Source organism: Pseudomonas sp. P9_2 (assembly GCF_034008255.1).
Classification (GTDB): Bacteria; Pseudomonadota; Gammaproteobacteria; order Pseudomonadales; family Pseudomonadaceae; genus Aquipseudomonas; species Aquipseudomonas synxantha_A.
In genome coordinates this window covers 3,803,317-3,820,003 of the sequence record NZ_CP125376.1, presented here as the reverse complement: position 1 = coordinate 3,820,003, position 16,687 = coordinate 3,803,317, and the positions used below count along the sequence as shown (strand labels likewise).

The window sequence follows — 16,687 nt, the reverse complement described above, 5'->3', positions numbered from 1 at the left end:
AGGCGATTCTGAAACGGCAATCCGGGGCACACCGTACTTTTAAGAATCGCCTCAAAGCCTTCGCGCCACTCGCTATCTACCATGGGCTGCGTTCCCTTACCCGACCATGGAATTGCCGTGTTCATGTTTCTACTCAGAATGGTGCTGCTCGCCTGCGGCCTGCTGGTGCTTGCGCCCCCGCCTGCCGATGCGGCGCTGAAGATTGAAGGCACCCGCCTGATCTATTTCGGCCAGGACAAGGCCGCCGGTATCAGCGTGGTCAACCAGGCCTCGCGGGAAGTGGTGGTGCAAACCTGGATCACCGGCGAGGACGAATCAGCCGACCGCACCGTGCCCTTTGCCGCCACCGAGCCATTGGTACAACTGGGCGCCGGGGAACATCACAAGCTGCGCATCCTGTATGCCGGTGAGGGCTTGCCCAGCGATCGTGAATCGCTGTTCTGGCTCAATATCATGGAAATCCCGCTCAAGCCCGAAGACCCCAACAGCGTGCAGTTCGCGATCCGCCAGCGGCTCAAGCTGTTCTATCGCCCCCCAGCACTCCAGGGCGGCTCGGCCGAGGCGGTGCAGCAATTGGTATGGAGCGGCAACGGGCGCACGGTAACCGTCAACAACCCCAGCGCCTTCCACCTGTCGCTGGTCAACCTGCGAACCGACAGCCAGACGCTCAGCGATTACCTGCTGCTCAAGCCCCATGAACGCAAAACCCTGACCGCGCTCGACGCTGTGCCCAAGGGCGCCACTCTCCACTTCACCGAAATCACCGATATCGGTTTGCAAGCCCGTCATAGCACGGCGCTCAACTGATAAATCACGGGGTATTTGAACCGATGTCACTGACCAAACGCTGTTTACCGCTTCTGGTGTTGACCTGCGCGGTCTTGCCCGCCACCAGCTACGCACTGGCCTGCCGCGAGGACGGCACCAACTCGATCATCACCCAGGAAGCGCTGGGCACGGCGCTGGCCGTCGCCGCCGACGCACCCAACGGCACCATCATTTGGGAATCCGGCCCGCGCTCGACCAATGTCATCTGCAAGGACGACTACCTCCACGGCCGTGAGGAAGTGTATTTCTACGTCAACCCGGCCAGCGTGAGTATCGGCACCGGGATTCGCGTGGGCATTCGCTATAACAACCAACCGATTACCCAAAGCACCGGTAAGGTCGGTACCGGTTTCTTCTCCGACCGAGGCTGCAATTTGTCCAACTGCGTGGGCTGGGACAAGGCGCGCTTCACCCTCAATTTCAGCGTGTTCATCGAGAAGTACGACCCCACGCCACCGAGCGGCCAGGCCAGCACGCTGACCTCTTACCGCGTATTCCAACTGGACGGCGTGCGCGGGCTCAACTCACGACCCAACAGCAACTTCAATTATGTGGTCACCGGCATGAACGATATCCGCTTCGTGCCTTGCACTCCCGAACTGACCATCAGCCCCAGCGTGGTCAACTTCCCCACACCTTCGCGCAAGGCCGCGATCGGTGAAGTCGCCAGCAGCGCGAACTTCAGCCTGAACCTGCGCAAGGGCTGCGACACGCCCTATACCGTCAGCGCACGCTTCGCCACCACGCCGGGCGGCGGCAGTGTGAACAATGGCCTGCTGGTGCCGGACAACAACAGCTCAGTCGGCATCTCGCTGTCTCGCGCCGAGAGCCAGCAGCAACTGCCCTTCAATAATTGGTTCACGCTGCAGGAACTGATGGGCCTGGGCCAGAGCCATGATGAATTCCGCGCCGACCTCAAGTGGCGCACCCTACCGATTCCCGGAGCGTTCGACGCTGCCGTAGTGGTGGATATGTACTACAAGTAGGTGATTTTTAAGGATCGTCTTATGCCACCGGCAAAGGCCGAGACGTAAAGTCTGCCGATGCGATTGAAAAGTTATCTGCTCCAGATCAACCCCGTCCTCTCCCGACCCGAAGCAGCCAGAAGGCTGCTTCGTATTTTTGCGACTGTGCTGCTGGTAGGCATCCTCAGCGGGGTCTATACCTTTTTGCTGTCGACCTTCAACAACGACATCTCCCAGCGCCGCGGCTACATGAGCAGCGCCATTGCCGAAGCCCATACCTTTTTCACCAACCGCCAAGCCCTGCTCGAAAGCCTGAGCCTGTCGGCAGTGCGCAAGCAGTCCAGGGTCTATCCGTCCTCGGCCGAAGAACAACACCTGGAATTGGGCGACACATCGGGCAACCAGTGGAGCATCTGGCTGACCGCACGCATGCGCGACTACCTCAAGGCCAAACAGCTTAACCTGCTCTATGTCAACGCCGGCCCCACCCCGCAAGTGATGCGCCTTTACGACGCCACCCCGCAGGTATTGCCGATTTCCAAATGCATGCTCAACCGCCTCAAGGCCCTGCAGCACACCGACCCGGCCACGCTTAACGAACTTTGGCTGAGCGACCGGACTGAACAGCACTCGCACCTGTATATCTTCATCCGCCTGGACGAGCGTGATCGCGACTCCGGCTGGCTCGGCCTGGAGATGGATAGCCGTGAAGTCTCATCGACACTCAGCGACCAGAGCGCCGGTGAGTTCATGATGCTCAATTCCCAGGGCATGCTGGTGTTCACCAACAGCACCGATACACAGTTGAGCCAGCAACACCTGAGGCCCGGCGAAGACAGTTTTTTCGGTTTTGTCGGCAGCGGGTGGCTACCCGACCACCTGGTGATTCGCAAACACCTGAAGTCCTCCGAGTGGCAGTTGATGTACTCCATCGACCTGCGTGCGGTGGTCACCGGCCTGTGGAAACAGCTGCTCGGTTCGCTGCTGTTCTGCCTGTTCAGCCTGACAATCATCTGGCTGGTGATGCGCCGCGTCGACCAGCGTTTCATCATTCCGTCGATCCATCGCATCCAGGCGTTGATCGAAAGCGAAGCCTTCGGCCGCGATGTGATCCAGACCGCTCCCGTGGCCCTCTGCGTGCTGCGCCGCACCGACGGCCAGGTGGTACTGGAAAACACCCTGGCCCAGCAATGGCTGGGTAACGGACCGGAGCGCGAGGCGCTGCGCGCCGGCTGGATCGAGCAAGCCTTTGCCAGCGGCCCTTCCGAGCGCAGTGACTACTTTGAAACCATCGACGGCCGTCACCTGTACCTGAGCAGTGCACCGACCCGCTACAAAGGCGAAGACGTGCTGTTTTGCGCCTTCAGTGACATCAGTGCGCGCAAGCAGGTCGAGGCGGCGCTGGAAGAGGCGCGGCAATCGGCGGACGCAGCTAATGCCGCGAAAACCCTGTTCCTGGCGACCATGAGTCATGAAATCCGTACACCGCTGTATGGCGTGCTCGGCACCCTGGAACTCTTGGCGCGCACGCAACTGGATGCGCAACAAAAGGACTACCTGCAGGCGATCGAAGGCTCATCGTCGACCTTGCTGCAACTGATCTGCGATGTGCTGGACGTATCGAAGATCGAGGCCGGGCAGCTGGCACTGGAGATGGGCGAGTTCTCACCGCTGGACCTTGTGCATGAAATCATCCAGGGCTACGCCGCAGCCGCCCACGCCAAGGGCCTGCAGCTGTATGCCTGCTTCGATCCCAAGCTGCCGGAACGCCTGATCGGCGACGTAACGCGCATCCGCCAGATTCTCAATAACCTGCTCAATAACGCGGTGAAATTTACCGACTATGGGCGCGTGGTGCTGCGGGTCAAAGTACTGGGCCGCGACGGGGAACGCTCCAGTCTGTTGTGGCAAGTCTCGGACACCGGCAAAGGTATCGCCCAGGAAGACCAGGCGATGATCTTCGAGCCGTTTTACCAGAGTGAAGGCAATACCAATGTGGTCGCCGGCACCGGCCTGGGCCTGCCGATCTGCCAGCGCCTGACGGAGTTGATGAACGGCAATATCCGCATGGTCAGCGAACTCGGCCTGGGCAGCAGTTTCAGCCTGATCCTGCCGTTGGAAGAAGCATCTGTTGCACCGATGACACCGTTGCTGGCCGAGACCATTTACGTGGCCTCGCCGATCCCGGAACTGGCAAACGCGATCGCCGGCTGGTTGCGCCGTTGGGGCGCCAGGGCCCAGGCCGGCTTGCCGACGCTGGCGGACACGCATCTGCTGTTGCAAGTGCACCCCGGCAGCGTCGACCCGTTGCTGGTGCCCGAGTGGCCCGGGCCGGTGATTCACGTGAGCAGCAACGCCTGCCCCTGTGCAGAAGCCGGCGCCTGGCACGTCAACCTCAACCACCTGGGGGCTATTCATCAGGCTGTGAGCCAGGCGCAAGGGCTATGGGTGGCCCGCGCCGATGAGCAAACGCACCGGCGGGACCTGAACAAACTCAACCTGCACCTGCTGGTGGCCGAGGACAACATCATCAATCAGCTGATTTTGCGTGATCAACTCGAAGAACTCGGCTGCACCGTGGAGCTGGCGGCCGACGGTCAGCAAGCGCTGCAGCTCTACACCGCCGGCAAATTCGACGTGGTGCTGACGGATGTGAACATGCCCCATATCAACGGCTATGAACTGGCGCGTGAACTGCGTCGACAGGGCTGCACATTGCCGATTATCGGGGCCACCGCCAACGCCATGCGCGGCGAGGCCGACCTGTGCCTGGCAGCCGGCATGAACCATTGCCTGGTCAAACCCTTTGCGTTGCGGGCTCTATTCAACTCCCTGGCGCCTTATGCACGGATCCCCCATGAAGCCCCTTAGTATTCTGATTGTCGAGGACCATCCCCTGCAGCATATCTACCTGCAGAACCTGCTCAGCGAGTTGGGAGATTTCCTGCTCGAAACCGCCGAGGATGGCAAAGAAGCGCTGGAGCGCCTGCGCCAGCGGGACTTCGACCTGGTACTGACCGACCTGCTGATGCCCGGCATGGACGGCGTGCAGTTTATCCAGTGCCTGGCCAGCCTGCGCTGCAAACCGGCGTTGGCAATCATGAGTGCGGCGTCACGGCGCATGTTGATGGGAGCCAGCCTGGTGGCGAAAAACCTCGATGTGGAAGTGATCGGGTTGATCTCCAAACCCGTAAACGCCGAGGCCTTGCGCACTCTGATCGACCAGCTCAGAAACAGGGTGCGCAAGCCTGCCCCCGAACTTCCCGAGCACATGGACATCGACCGTCACACGCTGGTGCAGGCCATGAGCAGCGGCCAATTCCAGGCCTGGTTCCAGCCGAAAAAATCCCTGGCCAACGGCCGTATCGTCGCCGCCGAAGCCCTGGTGCGCTGGATGCACCCCGAGCAAGGCGTGATGCTGCCCGCCGCGTTCCTGCCGGCGATCAAGGCGTTCGAACTGGAGGAGCGGCTGTTGTGGCTGGTGCTCAAGCAAGCGATCCACGCCCAGGAACACTGGCGCCAGCGCGGCTATGAAATTCCAGTGTCGATCAACCTGCCGACCCACTTGCTCAACAGCCATGACCTGGCAGACCGTTTGCTGGAGTTCGTGCTGCACCACAATGGTATCCCGGGCATGATCTGCTTTGAGTTGATGGAGTGTTCGGTGCCGCAGGACATCAGCAACTTCTACGCCGGCGCCTGCCGATTGCGGATCAAGGGGTTCGGTTTGTCCCAGGATGATTTCGGCAAGGGCTACAGCTCCTACCTCAATCTGGTGTCCACGCCCTTTACCGAACTGAAGATCGACCAGGCACTGGTGCAGGGCAGTCACGACAACGAAGGCATCGCCCAGGCATTGGCGAGCATTATCGCGCTGGGCCGCAAGTTGGGTCTGACGGTGGTCGCCGAGGGCGTGGAAACCCCGCAGCAATTGGCGCTGCTGCGCAAAATCGACTGCAATCAGGTGCAGGGTTTCCTGATCTCTCACGCCGTGTCTTCGGACCAATTTCAGCAACTACTGAACAATGATGGCCCCGCGACATCTCACTAGCTGGCGGCCGCGATTCCAGGGAGTAAGCTCCATCCTGTGCCGATTTATCCTGCGCCTGCGGAAAACCTTGATGAAGCACAATAACGCGATTCTCGAAGCCTTTACCCGCAGCTCATTGCGCCTGAACAAAGGCTTGATGGTGTTGATGGGAGTCGCGTTGCTGCTGATGCTGACCAATTACTGGTCGCTGCACCGAGGCGTCGAAGTGCGCTACAGCGCGATGCGCTTTCACTTTGCGCGACTGATGGAAAACCTCGCAGAACAGCAAACCTACCTCAAGAGCCTGACACACCCCGGCATCCAGGCCGAACTGCTGCGCGCCACCCACGTGCAGGTCAGCCTTAAAAGCCGCATGGTCGACAACCGCCGCACACTGTACGAAGGCCAGAAGTATTCGTTTTCGGTGCCATTCAGCGTCAAGTTCGATGAACAGCAGATCAGCACCGCCGCCAGGCCGCCGATTTTTGCCCTGGGTGCGCACTTGACCAGCTACTACAGCGCCTTCTGGTCCTCGTCGCCGTACGAGGCACCGCAAACCTTTGTGCTCAATCGCCAGACCAACTACACCATCACCATTCCGTCCGTGGGCTACCGGCACCGGGAAAGCCCCGAGGATACCGACAACCCGGTGGCGCGGGTCAACGCCGTGCAGCAAATCCTTGCACAGACGCCGCAGCCGCTGGAGCAGAATCGGGTGTATTGGCAGGCCGGCCCCGAACCCGAGCATTTGCTGGCCTACATCGGCCTGCCACTCGACGCCCAGGGCCAGGCCGTGATCGGCACCCTGCTCGACGTGTCGCAGGTCGACGATGTACAGCGCGCGCTGAATCACTCGGCGTTTGACCGCTTTACCCTGATTGGCCCTGACGGCAACCGGTTGATTGGGCCAACCACCCAGGCGCAGCTCAGCGATGGTGTGCATTTCACGGCCGACGGCTTTGAATTCAAGGTCACCGAGGCAGGCGATCAGCCCTGGAGCGCGGTCTATGGCCTGAACTATTCGCACTTCTTTCACTCCGCATTGTGGCCGTTGAGCACCATGGCGTTGCTGCTGTTCAGCCTGATTACACTGGGTTGGGCCGGCAGCCGATGGTATCGACGCCAAGTGATCACCCCGGCACAACTGGCCCACGAACGCATCGCCGAAAGCGTGGCGTTCAGCCGCGTGATCATCGACACCGCCCCCACTGGGTTATGCGTGGTGCGACGCAGCGATGGCAAGGTATTGATCGAAAACCAGCGCGCCCAGCAATGGCCGGGCACCTCACGCCTGGTGCAGGCTATGGCCGGTAAGCACGATGGCGCCGAGAGCGGTGAGACGCACTTGGAGATCGAAGGCCGGCACCTGCAGATCGGCTTTGTGTCGACCCGTTATCAGGCTCAGGACGTACGCCTGTATGCATTCAACGATATCACCCGACACATCGAAGACGCCCAGGCCCTGGAAGAGGCACGTCATGCCGCCGATTCGGCCAGCGAGGCCAAGACGCTGTTCCTGGCAACCATGAGCCATGAGATCCGCACGCCGCTGTATGGTGTGCTCGGCACCCTCGAATTGCTCGGCCTGACCGACCTCGACCCGCACCAGAAAACCTACCTGCACACCATCCAGCGCTCGTCCGCCACGCTGTTCCAACTGATCAGCGATGTGCTGGATGTCTCGAAGATCGAGTCCGGGCAAATGGCGATAGAAGCCGTGGATTTCTGCCCGTTGGACATGCTCGAAGACACCTTGCACACCTACGCCGCCTTCGCCCGGCGCAAAGGGTTGCAGCTTTACAGTTGCATCGACCCGCAGTTGCCGAGCTGCCTGATGGGCGACCCGATGCGCATCCGCCAGGTCCTCAATAACCTGGTGAGCAACGCCATCAAGTTCACCGACTTTGGGTGCGTGGTGATTCGTGCCAGGGTGGTGGGCAGCGACGCCAATAATGTCGACCTGGAATGGCAAGTCACCGATTCCGGCGTGGGCATTGCCGAGGCGCAGCAGGCCAAGCTCTTCGATCTGTTCTACCAGGCACCGGACACCGCCAGCGCAGGCGGCACCGGGCTGGGCCTGCCGATCTGCCGGTGGCTGGCGCAGATGATGGACGGCGAAATCCGCGTGGTCAGCGAGCCCGGGCTGGGCAGCAGCTTTACCCTGAAAATGCGCTTGCCACTGTGTTGTGGCGCACTGACCAACCTGCCGCTGATCGAACCCAGCCCGACGCCGGTGTACGTGCAGGCACCGGTACGCGAACTGGCGCAGGCAATGAGTGACTGGCTCAACCGCCTGGGCATCACCGCCGCCCTGGCCGCGACCACCCAGGACAAAGACAGTCACCACGCGGTACTGGTAGATCTGTTACCCGGCGAGCCCCCCAAGCCATGGGCCGGCCAACGTGTGCTCTGCCTGCCCGGTGCGCACAGCCCGCCGCTGCACACGGCGCAAGGCTGGGTGGTGGATATGCACGACATACGCACCATCGCCGCCACCGTATCACTGGCGCAGCACGGCAGGCACGAGCAACCCGCGGCGACCCTGCCACAAAGCGCCGGGCGCCTGGAGCTGCGCATCCTGGTAGCCGAGGACAACCCGGTCAACCAGGCGATCATCAAGGAGCAACTGGAGGCGCTCGGTTGCTCGGTGAGCCTGGCCGCCAACGGTGAACAGGCGTTGCAGTTATGGCAACCGGAGGCCTTCGACCTGGTGCTGACCGACGTGAATATGCCGTTGATGAATGGCTATGAACTGGCCAGAACCTTGCGTGAGCATGACCCCCTGTTGCCGATTGTCGGCGTGACCGCCAATGCAATGCGCGAGGAAGGCGTACGTTGCCTGGCAGTGGGCATGAACGCCTGGATCGTCAAGCCCTTGAGCCTGCAGACCCTGCGCGACCAGTTGATCAAACTGTGCAAGATCAAGTCGCCGGTTGAGCCTGACGCCCAGGTATTCGACGACCGCGTGCAACTGTCGGACAAGATGCGCCCGCTGTTCATCAGCAGCGTGCAGCAGGATGTGCAGCGCATCGGCGTGGCCCTGGTCCAGCGTGATGCCCGCGGCCTCGGCCAATTGCTGCACTCGATCGCTGGCGCCCTGGGCGCAGTGCAGGCACTCAGCCTGGCCCAGGCCTGCATCGAACTGGAAAGCGCACTTGACCGCGGCAGCCTCGACACAACGCTTGAGCTCAAGGTGAAGACTGTGATGCAGCGTCTGTCGGCCGTTCTGGAGACTCTCCAGCCCGGGCACTCTTCACTCACTTGAACTGGCACTACGGACGGCCCTTTATGAAAAAATTCAACGTGGTAATCGCGGACGATCACCCGATCGTGTTGCTCGGCGTTCGCGAACTGGTAGAGCGTGATATGCGCTTTCAAGTCGTCGGCGAGGCCGTGTGCTCGGCCGGCCTGATCAAGCTGTTGCAACACCAAGGCGCTGACATCGTGATCACCGACTACAACATGCCGGGCGACTCGCCCTATGGCGACGGCCTGAAGCTGGTGGAGTACCTGAAAAGGCATTTCCCGCAGGTACAGATCCTGATCCTGACCATGATCTCCAACCACCTGATCCTCACCCGTCTGCAAGAGCTGGGCGTGGTCGGCATCATCCAGAAAAGCCAGTTGCATACCGAGATTCAACTGGCACTCAAGGCGATCGCCCAGGACAGCGACTATCGCAGCCTGGAGCCGCCAAAGACCTCGGTGATAGAGACCCTCACGGCAATTGACGAGCGCTTTACCAGTTTGTCGCCCAAAGAGTTCGAGATCCTGCGCCTGTTTATTTCCGGCATGAGCGTGAGTGATATTGCGCGCCGCCAGAACCGAAGTTCAAAGACCATCAGCGCACAAAAGATATCGGCCATGCGCAAACTTGAAGTGAGCAGCGACCAGGATCTACTTGCTTATTGCCTGGAACGTAACATCTTCAACTAACGCATAACTTGCAAGCCATTCCTGGACAATGGCTTTGCCCTTTATTTTCAAGCCTTTCACCGCTGCAACAGCACAAATAACCTGCCCACGCCAGCGCTTATAAGAATCGTCTTATTCGCTCCCGCCGCCTCGTCGCCTACTCTTTGCTCGCAGTTCAACAACAGCAAACTTTTCAACTAACACTTACGGACATCATCATGAAGAAGTTTTCCCTGGCTGTGATCGCCTCGGCCATTATCGCCGCTTCCGGCAGTGCATTTGCCGTGGATCCTGCTCCTACGCCAACCCTGGGCGGCAGCGGTAAAATCACCTTCACCGGCGTGATCAACAACGACGCATGCTCGGTGGACGGCGCCAACTCCGACCGCACCATTTCGGTGGACATGGGCAACGTTTCGATCAAGGACATGGGCACCGCGGAAAACCCAACCGCAGGTCGTGTGACCGCCAAAGACTTCAACCTGAACGTCAACTGCAACCAGGGTACCAAGGTCGCCATGATCTTTGACGCCAACAACGGCGGTTCGGGCCTGGTCACCGGCAAAAAAGTACTGGCCCTGAACCCGGGTTCGGCCACTGCACAAAACGTCGGTATTGCCCTGCTCGACAGCAAGGGCGGTCTGATTGACCTCAGCTCGCCAAGCACCGCACGCATTGAAAGCACCATGCACGGTGCCGGTACTGAAGGCGGCGACGCCACCCTGAGCTTCGCGGCCGCCTACGTCACTACCGCAGCGGCTGGTTCGTCGACCGCCGGTCGCGGTGACGCCACCCTGCCGTTCATCCTGCAATACGAATAATTCGGCGCCCCGGGCACCAAACGCGCGAGGCCTTGCGGCCTCGCCATTGTCTTCTGATTACACCGGATAACCCTCATGCCGCCTCGTTCTATCGCCGCATACCTGGGGCTGCTGGGCTTGCTCATGGCTACCCAGGCCGCCGCCAGCATTTCATTGAATGCCACCCGTATCGTGTTTGACGGTGACCACAAGGAAGCCAACATTACCGTGCGTAACGGTAACCAGGATGTATTGATTCAATCCTGGGTCGACATGAACGACGCCAGCGCCAGCCGCGCGCCGTTTGCCGTCACCCCGCCACTGGCACGGGTATTTGCCAAGGAACAACAACTGCTGCGCATTCTGTATGAAGGCACCGGCATGCCCACGGACCGCGAGTCGGTGGTGTGGCTCAATGTGCAGGAAATCCCCAAGGCCAGCGAAGCCGAGAACACCTTGCAGTTGGCCATCCGCCAACGCATCAAGATTTTTTACCGCCCTGCCGGCCTTACCGGCAGCGCGCTGCAAGCCCCTGCGCAGCTTGAATGGACGCTGGTCAAACACGGCAGCCAAACCCTGTTGCAGGTGAAAAACCCGACGCTGTACCACGTGTCCATGGCCGACATCAAAGTGCAGGCGGTATTGGCCAGCGACTCCACCATGATTGCGCCAGGCGAGCAAAAACAGTTTGCGCTCAGTGCTCCAGTTGCCAGCGGGCCGGTGCAGTTGTCGTTTTCCAGCATCAATGACTACGGCGCGCAGAATCACTACAGCGCGCCGCTGTCCAGCGGCACTGCGCTACCGGCGCATGCGACTGAATCGCGCCTCAACCCCTAAGCACTTTCGCTAACCCACAGGCTCACTACGCGTGCGTGTTTGCGTGCCCGGCTGTCCGTCAATCAGGGATGTCATAGGTCTTCGCATGTCCTTTCTTTCCAGCAACAGGCCCGCACGTGGCGTACTGAAGTTGAAGACGCTGTCGCTGGCGATTGCTGCCAGCTTGCCCAGCCTGGCCATGGCCGATGACGCTGCGCAAACCTTCAACACCACCTTCCTGCAAGGCTCGCAGTCGCCGGTGGACTTGCAGCAATTGCTCTCGGCCAACAGCGTGCTGCCGGGCAATTACCGCGTCGATTTGTACAGCAACGAAGTGCTGGTGGGCCGGCGCGATATCGACTTCAAGCGCAACCCGAAAAACGGCCGCGTCGAAGCCTGCCTGACCCTCGACCTACTCAAGCAACTGGGTATCGACCTGCACCGTTTGCAGGCCGAGGGCAAACTCGACCCGCAGCAGCCGCAGGAATGCTACGCCCTTGCCGACATGATCGAAGACGCCAGCGTGCGCTACGACAGCAGCCGTCTGCGCCTGCTCGCAAGTATCCCGCAGGTGGCGATGCAGCGTGGCTTGCGCGGGTATGTCGACCCACAGTTGTGGGACGACGGTGTGCCCGCCGCCTTCATCAACTACCAGCTCAACAGCAGCCGCACCGCCGGCGACTATAAAACCCGCATTGCCAATAACCTGGGCCTGCGCAACGGCATCAACCTGGGGGCCTGGCGCCTGCGCAACGAGTCGAACCTGAGCGGCGGCACCGATCGCTCGAACACCTTCACCAGCAACCGTACTTACTTGCAGCACGACGTCACCGCGATCAAGGGCCAGTTCAGCGCCGGTGAGATTTTCTCCGACACTGACCTGTTCGACAGCGTGCGCTACCGCGGGGTCAAGCTCGCCTCGGATGATGGCATGCGCGCCGACAGCGAACGCGGCTATGCCCCCGTAATCCGTGGGGTGGCGCAGACCAACGCGACGGTGGAAATCCGCCAGAATGACTACATCCTCTACACCGCCAACGTCGCGCCAGGCCCGTTCGAGATCAACGATATCTACCCCAGCGGCTCCAACGGTGACCTGCAAATTACCGTGATCGAAGCCGACGGTACGCGGCGGGTGACGATGCAGGCGTTCTCCAGCCTGCCGATCATGGTGCGCGAAGGCCAGGTCAAATACAGCGTCTCGGCGGGCACGTTCAAAAGCAATGCCGATGGCCTGGCAACCCCGCGTTTTTTTAGCGGTACGCTGGCTTACGGCTTGACCAGCAACCTCAGCGGGATTGTCGGTGTGCAAGCCAGTGAGGACTACAGCGCGCTGTCGATCGGCGCCGGCCGGAACACCGCATTCGGTGCGTTCTCGCTGGATACCACCCATTCGTCCAGCAAGGCCCAGGGGCGAACCTCCCAGGGCAGCAGCGTACGCGCCTTGTACGCCAAGACCTTTGCCGGCACCGATACCAACTTCACCCTGGCCGCCTATCGCTACTCCACCGAGGGCTATCGCACCCTCACCGACCATGTGGAAGACAGCAGCGAAGACCTGCGCGTACGCACCGGCCACTCGAAAACCCGCACCGACCTGACCATCAACCAGAGCATCGGACGCAACAGCGAATTCGGCAGCCTGTATGTAAACGCCAGCGACCAGCGCTATTGGAATCGCGGCGGTTCCCAGAGCTTTTCCGCGGGCTACACCGGCAACTGGGGCGACCTGAGCTACAACCTTGGCGTGACGCGCACCAAGCAGATCGTCACCTGGGGCGAGCCGAGCAGCGACACGCAGGTGAACCTGTCGGTGTCTTTCCCGCTGGGCAGCCAGGCCCGCGCGCCACGGGCGTTTGTCACCACCAGCCACCAACGTGGCGATACCACCACCCAAGCGGGCATCAATGGCTACGTGGCCGATACCAGCGACACTTTCTATTCGGTGCAGGCCGGCCACAGTGACACCAGCGGCGACTCAGGCTCGGTGAACATCAACAGTCGTACCGCCGTGGCAGACGTCAGCCTCGGTTACAGCCAGGGCCAGGGCTACAACTCACAGAACTTCAACCTCGCAGGCTCCGTGGTGGCTCATGCGGGTGGCGTCAACCTGGGGCAGACGGTCAGCGAGACCTTCGCTCTGGCCGAAGTACCAGGCGTCGCTGGAGCCAAGATCAGCAGCTACAGCGGGGTGGAAACCGGCTACAACGGCTATGCGGTGGTGCCCACTGCGCAACCCTACCGGGTCAACTGGATCAGCCTGGACACTCGCGATCTGGGTGGCGACGTGGAAATCACCAACGCCACCCAGCAGCTGGTGCCGCGCCGTGGCGCCATCGTGGTGGCGCATTACAGCGGCACCACCGGGCGGCGGGTGTTGTTTGAGTTGTTTGATGCACAGCATCAACCGCTGTCGTTTGGTGCCTCACTGGAAGACGCCAATGGCAAGCAGTTGGCGATTGCCGACCCCAATGGTAATGCCCTGGCACTGGTGGAAAAGGATCAGGGCACGCTGATCATCAAGTGGGGGGAACAGCGTTGTAGCGCGAGCTATGCGCTGGCACCACAGAACAAGGCGTTGAACTACGAGCGCCAGGCACTGGTGTGTACGCCTTGATTGTGCGGGGGAATGCGCTACTGTGCCGACCACGCACCCATCCTCTGCGAGATTTGCCCATGCGTAACCTGTTCCTTGCCAGTGCCTGCCTGCTGACCACCGCCCTGGCAGGCTGCCAGCAAACACCCCCGGCCAACGACCAACTCGACGCCGTGCTCTGGACCCAGACGTCCATCGAGCACGAGATGATCTACCGCCAGCTCTTCGCCAACGCCACCCGCCAACTCGATGTAGCGCTGGCCGACCCCAACTGGGACGCACTGCCTTTACCTGCGCGCAAGCTGACCGGTTTGCCGCCGGCGGTGATTGTGGATATCGACGAGACGCTGTTGGACAACGTGCCGCTCAACGCTCGCGACATCATCAACAATCAGGTCTATTCCTACGATCGCTGGAATACCTGGGTCGAGCAGGCCAAGGCCGAGGCACTGCCGGGTTCCGTGGCGTTCCTGCAAGCGGCCAGGCAAAAAGGCATCAAGGTGTATTACCTCACCAACCGCGAGCACAGCCAGGTCGCGGCCACCGCCAAAAACCTGCGTTTGCGCGGCTTTCCGATAGAGAGCGACGCACAGATCCTGGCGGCCAGCACCCCCATCGGCCATTGCGAAAGCGCTGGCTATGGCAAGAACTGCCGTCGCCAGTGGGTCGCCAGCCAAGCCCGCGTGTTATTGATGGCCGGTGACTCGCTGGGAGATTTCGTGCAGGCCGAACACAACACCCTGGCTGCGCAGCGCAAGGCCGTCGAACCCTATGTGAACTGGCTGGGGCAGCGCTGGTTCCTGCTGCCAAATCCGAGCTACGGCAACTGGTACAGCGCGCCGTACGGGGATGATGAAACCTTGCCGTTTGCGCAGAAACGCAAGCTCAAGCAGCGGGCATTGTTGTTGCAGCAATAAAGAGTAGCCCCCTCCCACATTGGATCTGCGTATCAGGAGCGATCAACACTTTAGCCCTGAGGCTTGGTGTGCCAACCCGAGGGCCGTTCATCCCACTCATTTGCACCGCTGCCCTCTTGTCATCACACTCGTCATCCACCCGTCGACTCAGGAATCGCAGATGCCTCACTCGTTGCTCAAGCCTGCCTTGCCCGGCGTTGCGCTGCGGCGATGGCGTTTGCTGCACCGCATCAAGCAAAGTCATGCAGCGCAGTTGTTCAACGTCACGCAATCGACTATTTCGCGCTGGGAAAGTGGCATACAAGCAATGGATCCGGCTGCGCACCAACAGCTTGAGCAACTGTTGGCAGCCCGGCTTGATGCAGCCGCCGATCAGGCATTGGCCCGGCTGGTCAGCGAGAGTTCGCAAGCGATGCACTTGGTGTGCGACCTGACGCACCGCCTGCTCGCGTGCTCGCCCTCCCGCGCACGCCAGTTCAGCAGCCCGCTCGCCGAGCTTATGGGCCAGTCGTTGTGGCGCTTCGCAACGCCGCAAATCCAGCTGATCGAAGCCAGCCTGGAGCATACCGGCTGGCGTGAAACCCAGGCACCACCGGCCCTTGAATTCACCACTGGAAGCAACGACTCCAATCTCGTGCCCATACGCCCAAGCCTGTGTCGCTGGACACGCATGACCCTGAGCGATGGCAGCGCAGCACGCCTGGTCGAGACACTCTGAAAGCCCACCGCGCATATTTTATGCGTGGACGATCTGCGCTCGCGCACCTAGGCTTACCTGCACAACCGACCTTGCGGGGCAGCATCATGGACCTGGAAAAAATCAAAGGCCGTCTCGATTTTCTGCGCGAAGCGGAAAAACTCAAGGATGTGCTCAGAAGTGCCCACACGGCTTCGGGCCGCACTGAAAGCACGGCCGAACACAGTTGGCGCCTGTGTCTGATGGCGATGGTGTTCGCCGATCAATTGCCCGGCCTGGACCTGCTGAAAATCCTCAAGATGTGCGTTATCCATGATTTGGGCGAAGCCATCCACGGCGATATCCCGGCGGTCAGCCAGGCGGCCTTTCCCAACAAGGGCGAACAGGAGCGACTCGACCTGCTGCTGTTGGCGCAGTCCCTGGACAGCCCCCTGAAAGCCGAGATCCTGACGTTATGGGATGACTACGAGAACGCGCGCTCGCCGGAAGCAAAAGCCGTCAAGGCCATGGACAAGCTGGAGACCCTGCTGCAGCACACCCAAGGACTGAACCCGCCCGATTTCGATTACGCCTTCAACCTGGCCTACGGCAAAAAACACACAGATGCCGACCCTTTGTTCGAAGCGCTGCGGGCGTTGATCGATCGGGCGACAGAGCAAAGGCTCCACGCCGCAGAGTGACGGGCGTCATCACACCGCCCGAGCAGCAATCGCCTCCACCTCCACCAACGCCCCCGGCAGCGGCAACGCCACCACTTGCAACGCGGTCCGCGCCGGTTTGTTCGGCTGCTCGGGCGTGCCGAAGAACTGCGTATACCCCCGCTGTAACCCGGCAAAATCCAGCTTGCCGTGGGTTTCTTCCGCGCCGACCAGAAATACCCGCAACTGCACGATATCGCCCAGGTCCAGATCCTGCTGCTGGAGGATTTTGCGCAGCTTGTTAAACACTGAAACAGTCTGTACTTCGGTGTCGCCGTAAACCCCAGGCACATTCGGGTCGGCGAGGTCGGGCAGCGTGCCGCTGACGAATATCAGACTGGCCGAGGCCGGCACGGTGACGGTTTGCGAGATGGGAAAATCGCCCACGCTGGTGCGTTGAATGCTGTCGCTCATGGTATTGCTCC

At 60.9% G+C, this 16,687-nt stretch carries 13 protein-coding genes; 12 read left to right on the top strand and 1 reads right to left on the bottom strand.

The genetic code is table 11. The features are described from left to right. Nucleotides 1-117 precede the first annotated feature (117 nt). From QMK52_RS17160 to QMK52_RS17105, 12 genes are all read left to right on the top strand, one after another. The gene (locus QMK52_RS17160; protein WP_194438730.1) at nt 118-807 is read left to right on the top strand and encodes a molecular chaperone; all 690 of its coding nucleotides are present in this window, start codon (nt 118-120) and stop codon (nt 805-807) included. A gap of 23 nt (nt 808-830) precedes the next feature. Beyond that, nucleotides 831-1,814, top strand: coding sequence for a fimbrial protein (locus QMK52_RS17155; protein ID WP_005789588.1), 984 nt, complete (start codon nt 831-833; stop codon nt 1,812-1,814). Between the two features lie 57 nt (nt 1,815-1,871). Continuing rightward, the gene (locus QMK52_RS17150) at nt 1,872-4,664 is read left to right on the top strand and encodes an ATP-binding protein (protein ID WP_122733817.1); all 2,793 of its coding nucleotides are present in this window, start codon (nt 1,872-1,874) and stop codon (nt 4,662-4,664) included. After that, nucleotides 4,651-5,844 (top strand): EAL domain-containing protein, encoded by a 1,194-nt coding sequence (locus QMK52_RS17145; RefSeq protein ID WP_122733818.1) that lies wholly within the window; start codon nt 4,651-4,653, stop codon nt 5,842-5,844. Before QMK52_RS17150 ends, QMK52_RS17145 begins: the two co-directional genes overlap by 14 nt. A gap of 70 nt (nt 5,845-5,914) precedes the next feature. Beyond that, nucleotides 5,915-9,088, top strand: coding sequence for a hybrid sensor histidine kinase/response regulator (locus tag QMK52_RS17140; RefSeq protein ID WP_320403118.1), 3,174 nt, complete (start codon nt 5,915-5,917; stop codon nt 9,086-9,088). A 23-nt stretch (nt 9,089-9,111) separates the two neighbouring features. Next, nucleotides 9,112-9,759, top strand: a complete 648-nt coding sequence (locus QMK52_RS17135) for a response regulator (protein WP_005789595.1) — start codon at nt 9,112-9,114, stop codon at nt 9,757-9,759. Nucleotides 9,760-9,956: 197 nt separating this feature from the next. Then, entirely contained in the window at nt 9,957-10,559 is a 603-nt protein-coding gene (locus tag QMK52_RS17130; protein WP_003192447.1) for a fimbrial protein, read from the top strand. Nucleotides 10,560-10,634: 75 nt separating this feature from the next. Further along, a complete protein-coding gene (locus tag QMK52_RS17125; RefSeq protein ID WP_320403117.1) occupies nt 10,635-11,375 on the top strand; it encodes a molecular chaperone in 741 nt (246 codons plus the stop codon). A gap of 85 nt (nt 11,376-11,460) precedes the next feature. After that, the gene (locus QMK52_RS17120; RefSeq protein WP_320403116.1) at nt 11,461-13,971 is read left to right on the top strand and encodes a fimbria/pilus outer membrane usher protein; all 2,511 of its coding nucleotides are present in this window, start codon (nt 11,461-11,463) and stop codon (nt 13,969-13,971) included. A gap of 59 nt (nt 13,972-14,030) precedes the next feature. After that, complete coding sequence (locus QMK52_RS17115; RefSeq protein WP_005789601.1) at nt 14,031-14,867, top strand: 5'-nucleotidase, lipoprotein e(P4) family; 837 nt, start codon at nt 14,031-14,033, stop codon at nt 14,865-14,867. 160 nt (nt 14,868-15,027) lie between these two features. Continuing rightward, a complete protein-coding gene (locus QMK52_RS17110; RefSeq protein WP_320403115.1) occupies nt 15,028-15,585 on the top strand; it encodes a helix-turn-helix transcriptional regulator in 558 nt (185 codons plus the stop codon). Nucleotides 15,586-15,671: 86 nt separating this feature from the next. Then, nucleotides 15,672-16,244, top strand: a complete 573-nt coding sequence (locus QMK52_RS17105; protein ID WP_320403114.1) for an HD domain-containing protein — start codon at nt 15,672-15,674, stop codon at nt 16,242-16,244. 9 nt (nt 16,245-16,253) lie between these two features. On the opposite strand, the gene QMK52_RS17100 is transcribed toward QMK52_RS17105, so the two are convergent. After that, nucleotides 16,254-16,676 (bottom strand): RidA family protein, encoded by a 423-nt coding sequence (locus QMK52_RS17100; protein WP_194438736.1) that lies wholly within the window; start codon nt 16,674-16,676, stop codon nt 16,254-16,256. Nucleotides 16,677-16,687: the final 11 nt, after the last annotated feature.

What these genes read in the sequence shown, in the direction of transcription:
- QMK52_RS17105 (WP_320403114.1), top strand. Translation starts at nt 15,672, where the DNA reads ATGGACCTGGAAAAAATCAAAGGCCGTCTCGATTTTCTGCGCGAAGCG.
- QMK52_RS17125 (WP_320403117.1), top strand. Translation starts at nt 10,635, where the DNA reads ATGCCGCCTCGTTCTATCGCCGCATACCTGGGGCTGCTGGGCTTGCTC.
- QMK52_RS17145 (WP_122733818.1), top strand. Translation starts at nt 4,651, where the DNA reads ATGAAGCCCCTTAGTATTCTGATTGTCGAGGACCATCCCCTGCAGCAT.
- QMK52_RS17135 (WP_005789595.1), top strand. Translation starts at nt 9,112, where the DNA reads ATGAAAAAATTCAACGTGGTAATCGCGGACGATCACCCGATCGTGTTG.
- QMK52_RS17115 (WP_005789601.1), top strand. Translation starts at nt 14,031, where the DNA reads ATGCGTAACCTGTTCCTTGCCAGTGCCTGCCTGCTGACCACCGCCCTG.
- QMK52_RS17130 (WP_003192447.1), top strand. Translation starts at nt 9,957, where the DNA reads ATGAAGAAGTTTTCCCTGGCTGTGATCGCCTCGGCCATTATCGCCGCT.
- QMK52_RS17100 (WP_194438736.1), bottom strand. Translation starts at nt 16,676, where the DNA reads ATGAGCGACAGCATTCAACGCACCAGCGTGGGCGATTTTCCCATCTCG.
- QMK52_RS17155 (WP_005789588.1), top strand. Translation starts at nt 831, where the DNA reads ATGTCACTGACCAAACGCTGTTTACCGCTTCTGGTGTTGACCTGCGCG.
- QMK52_RS17150 (WP_122733817.1), top strand. Translation starts at nt 1,872, where the DNA reads ATGCGATTGAAAAGTTATCTGCTCCAGATCAACCCCGTCCTCTCCCGA.
- QMK52_RS17140 (WP_320403118.1), top strand. Translation starts at nt 5,915, where the DNA reads ATGAAGCACAATAACGCGATTCTCGAAGCCTTTACCCGCAGCTCATTG.
- QMK52_RS17120 (WP_320403116.1), top strand. Translation starts at nt 11,461, where the DNA reads ATGTCCTTTCTTTCCAGCAACAGGCCCGCACGTGGCGTACTGAAGTTG.
- QMK52_RS17110 (WP_320403115.1), top strand. Translation starts at nt 15,028, where the DNA reads ATGCCTCACTCGTTGCTCAAGCCTGCCTTGCCCGGCGTTGCGCTGCGG.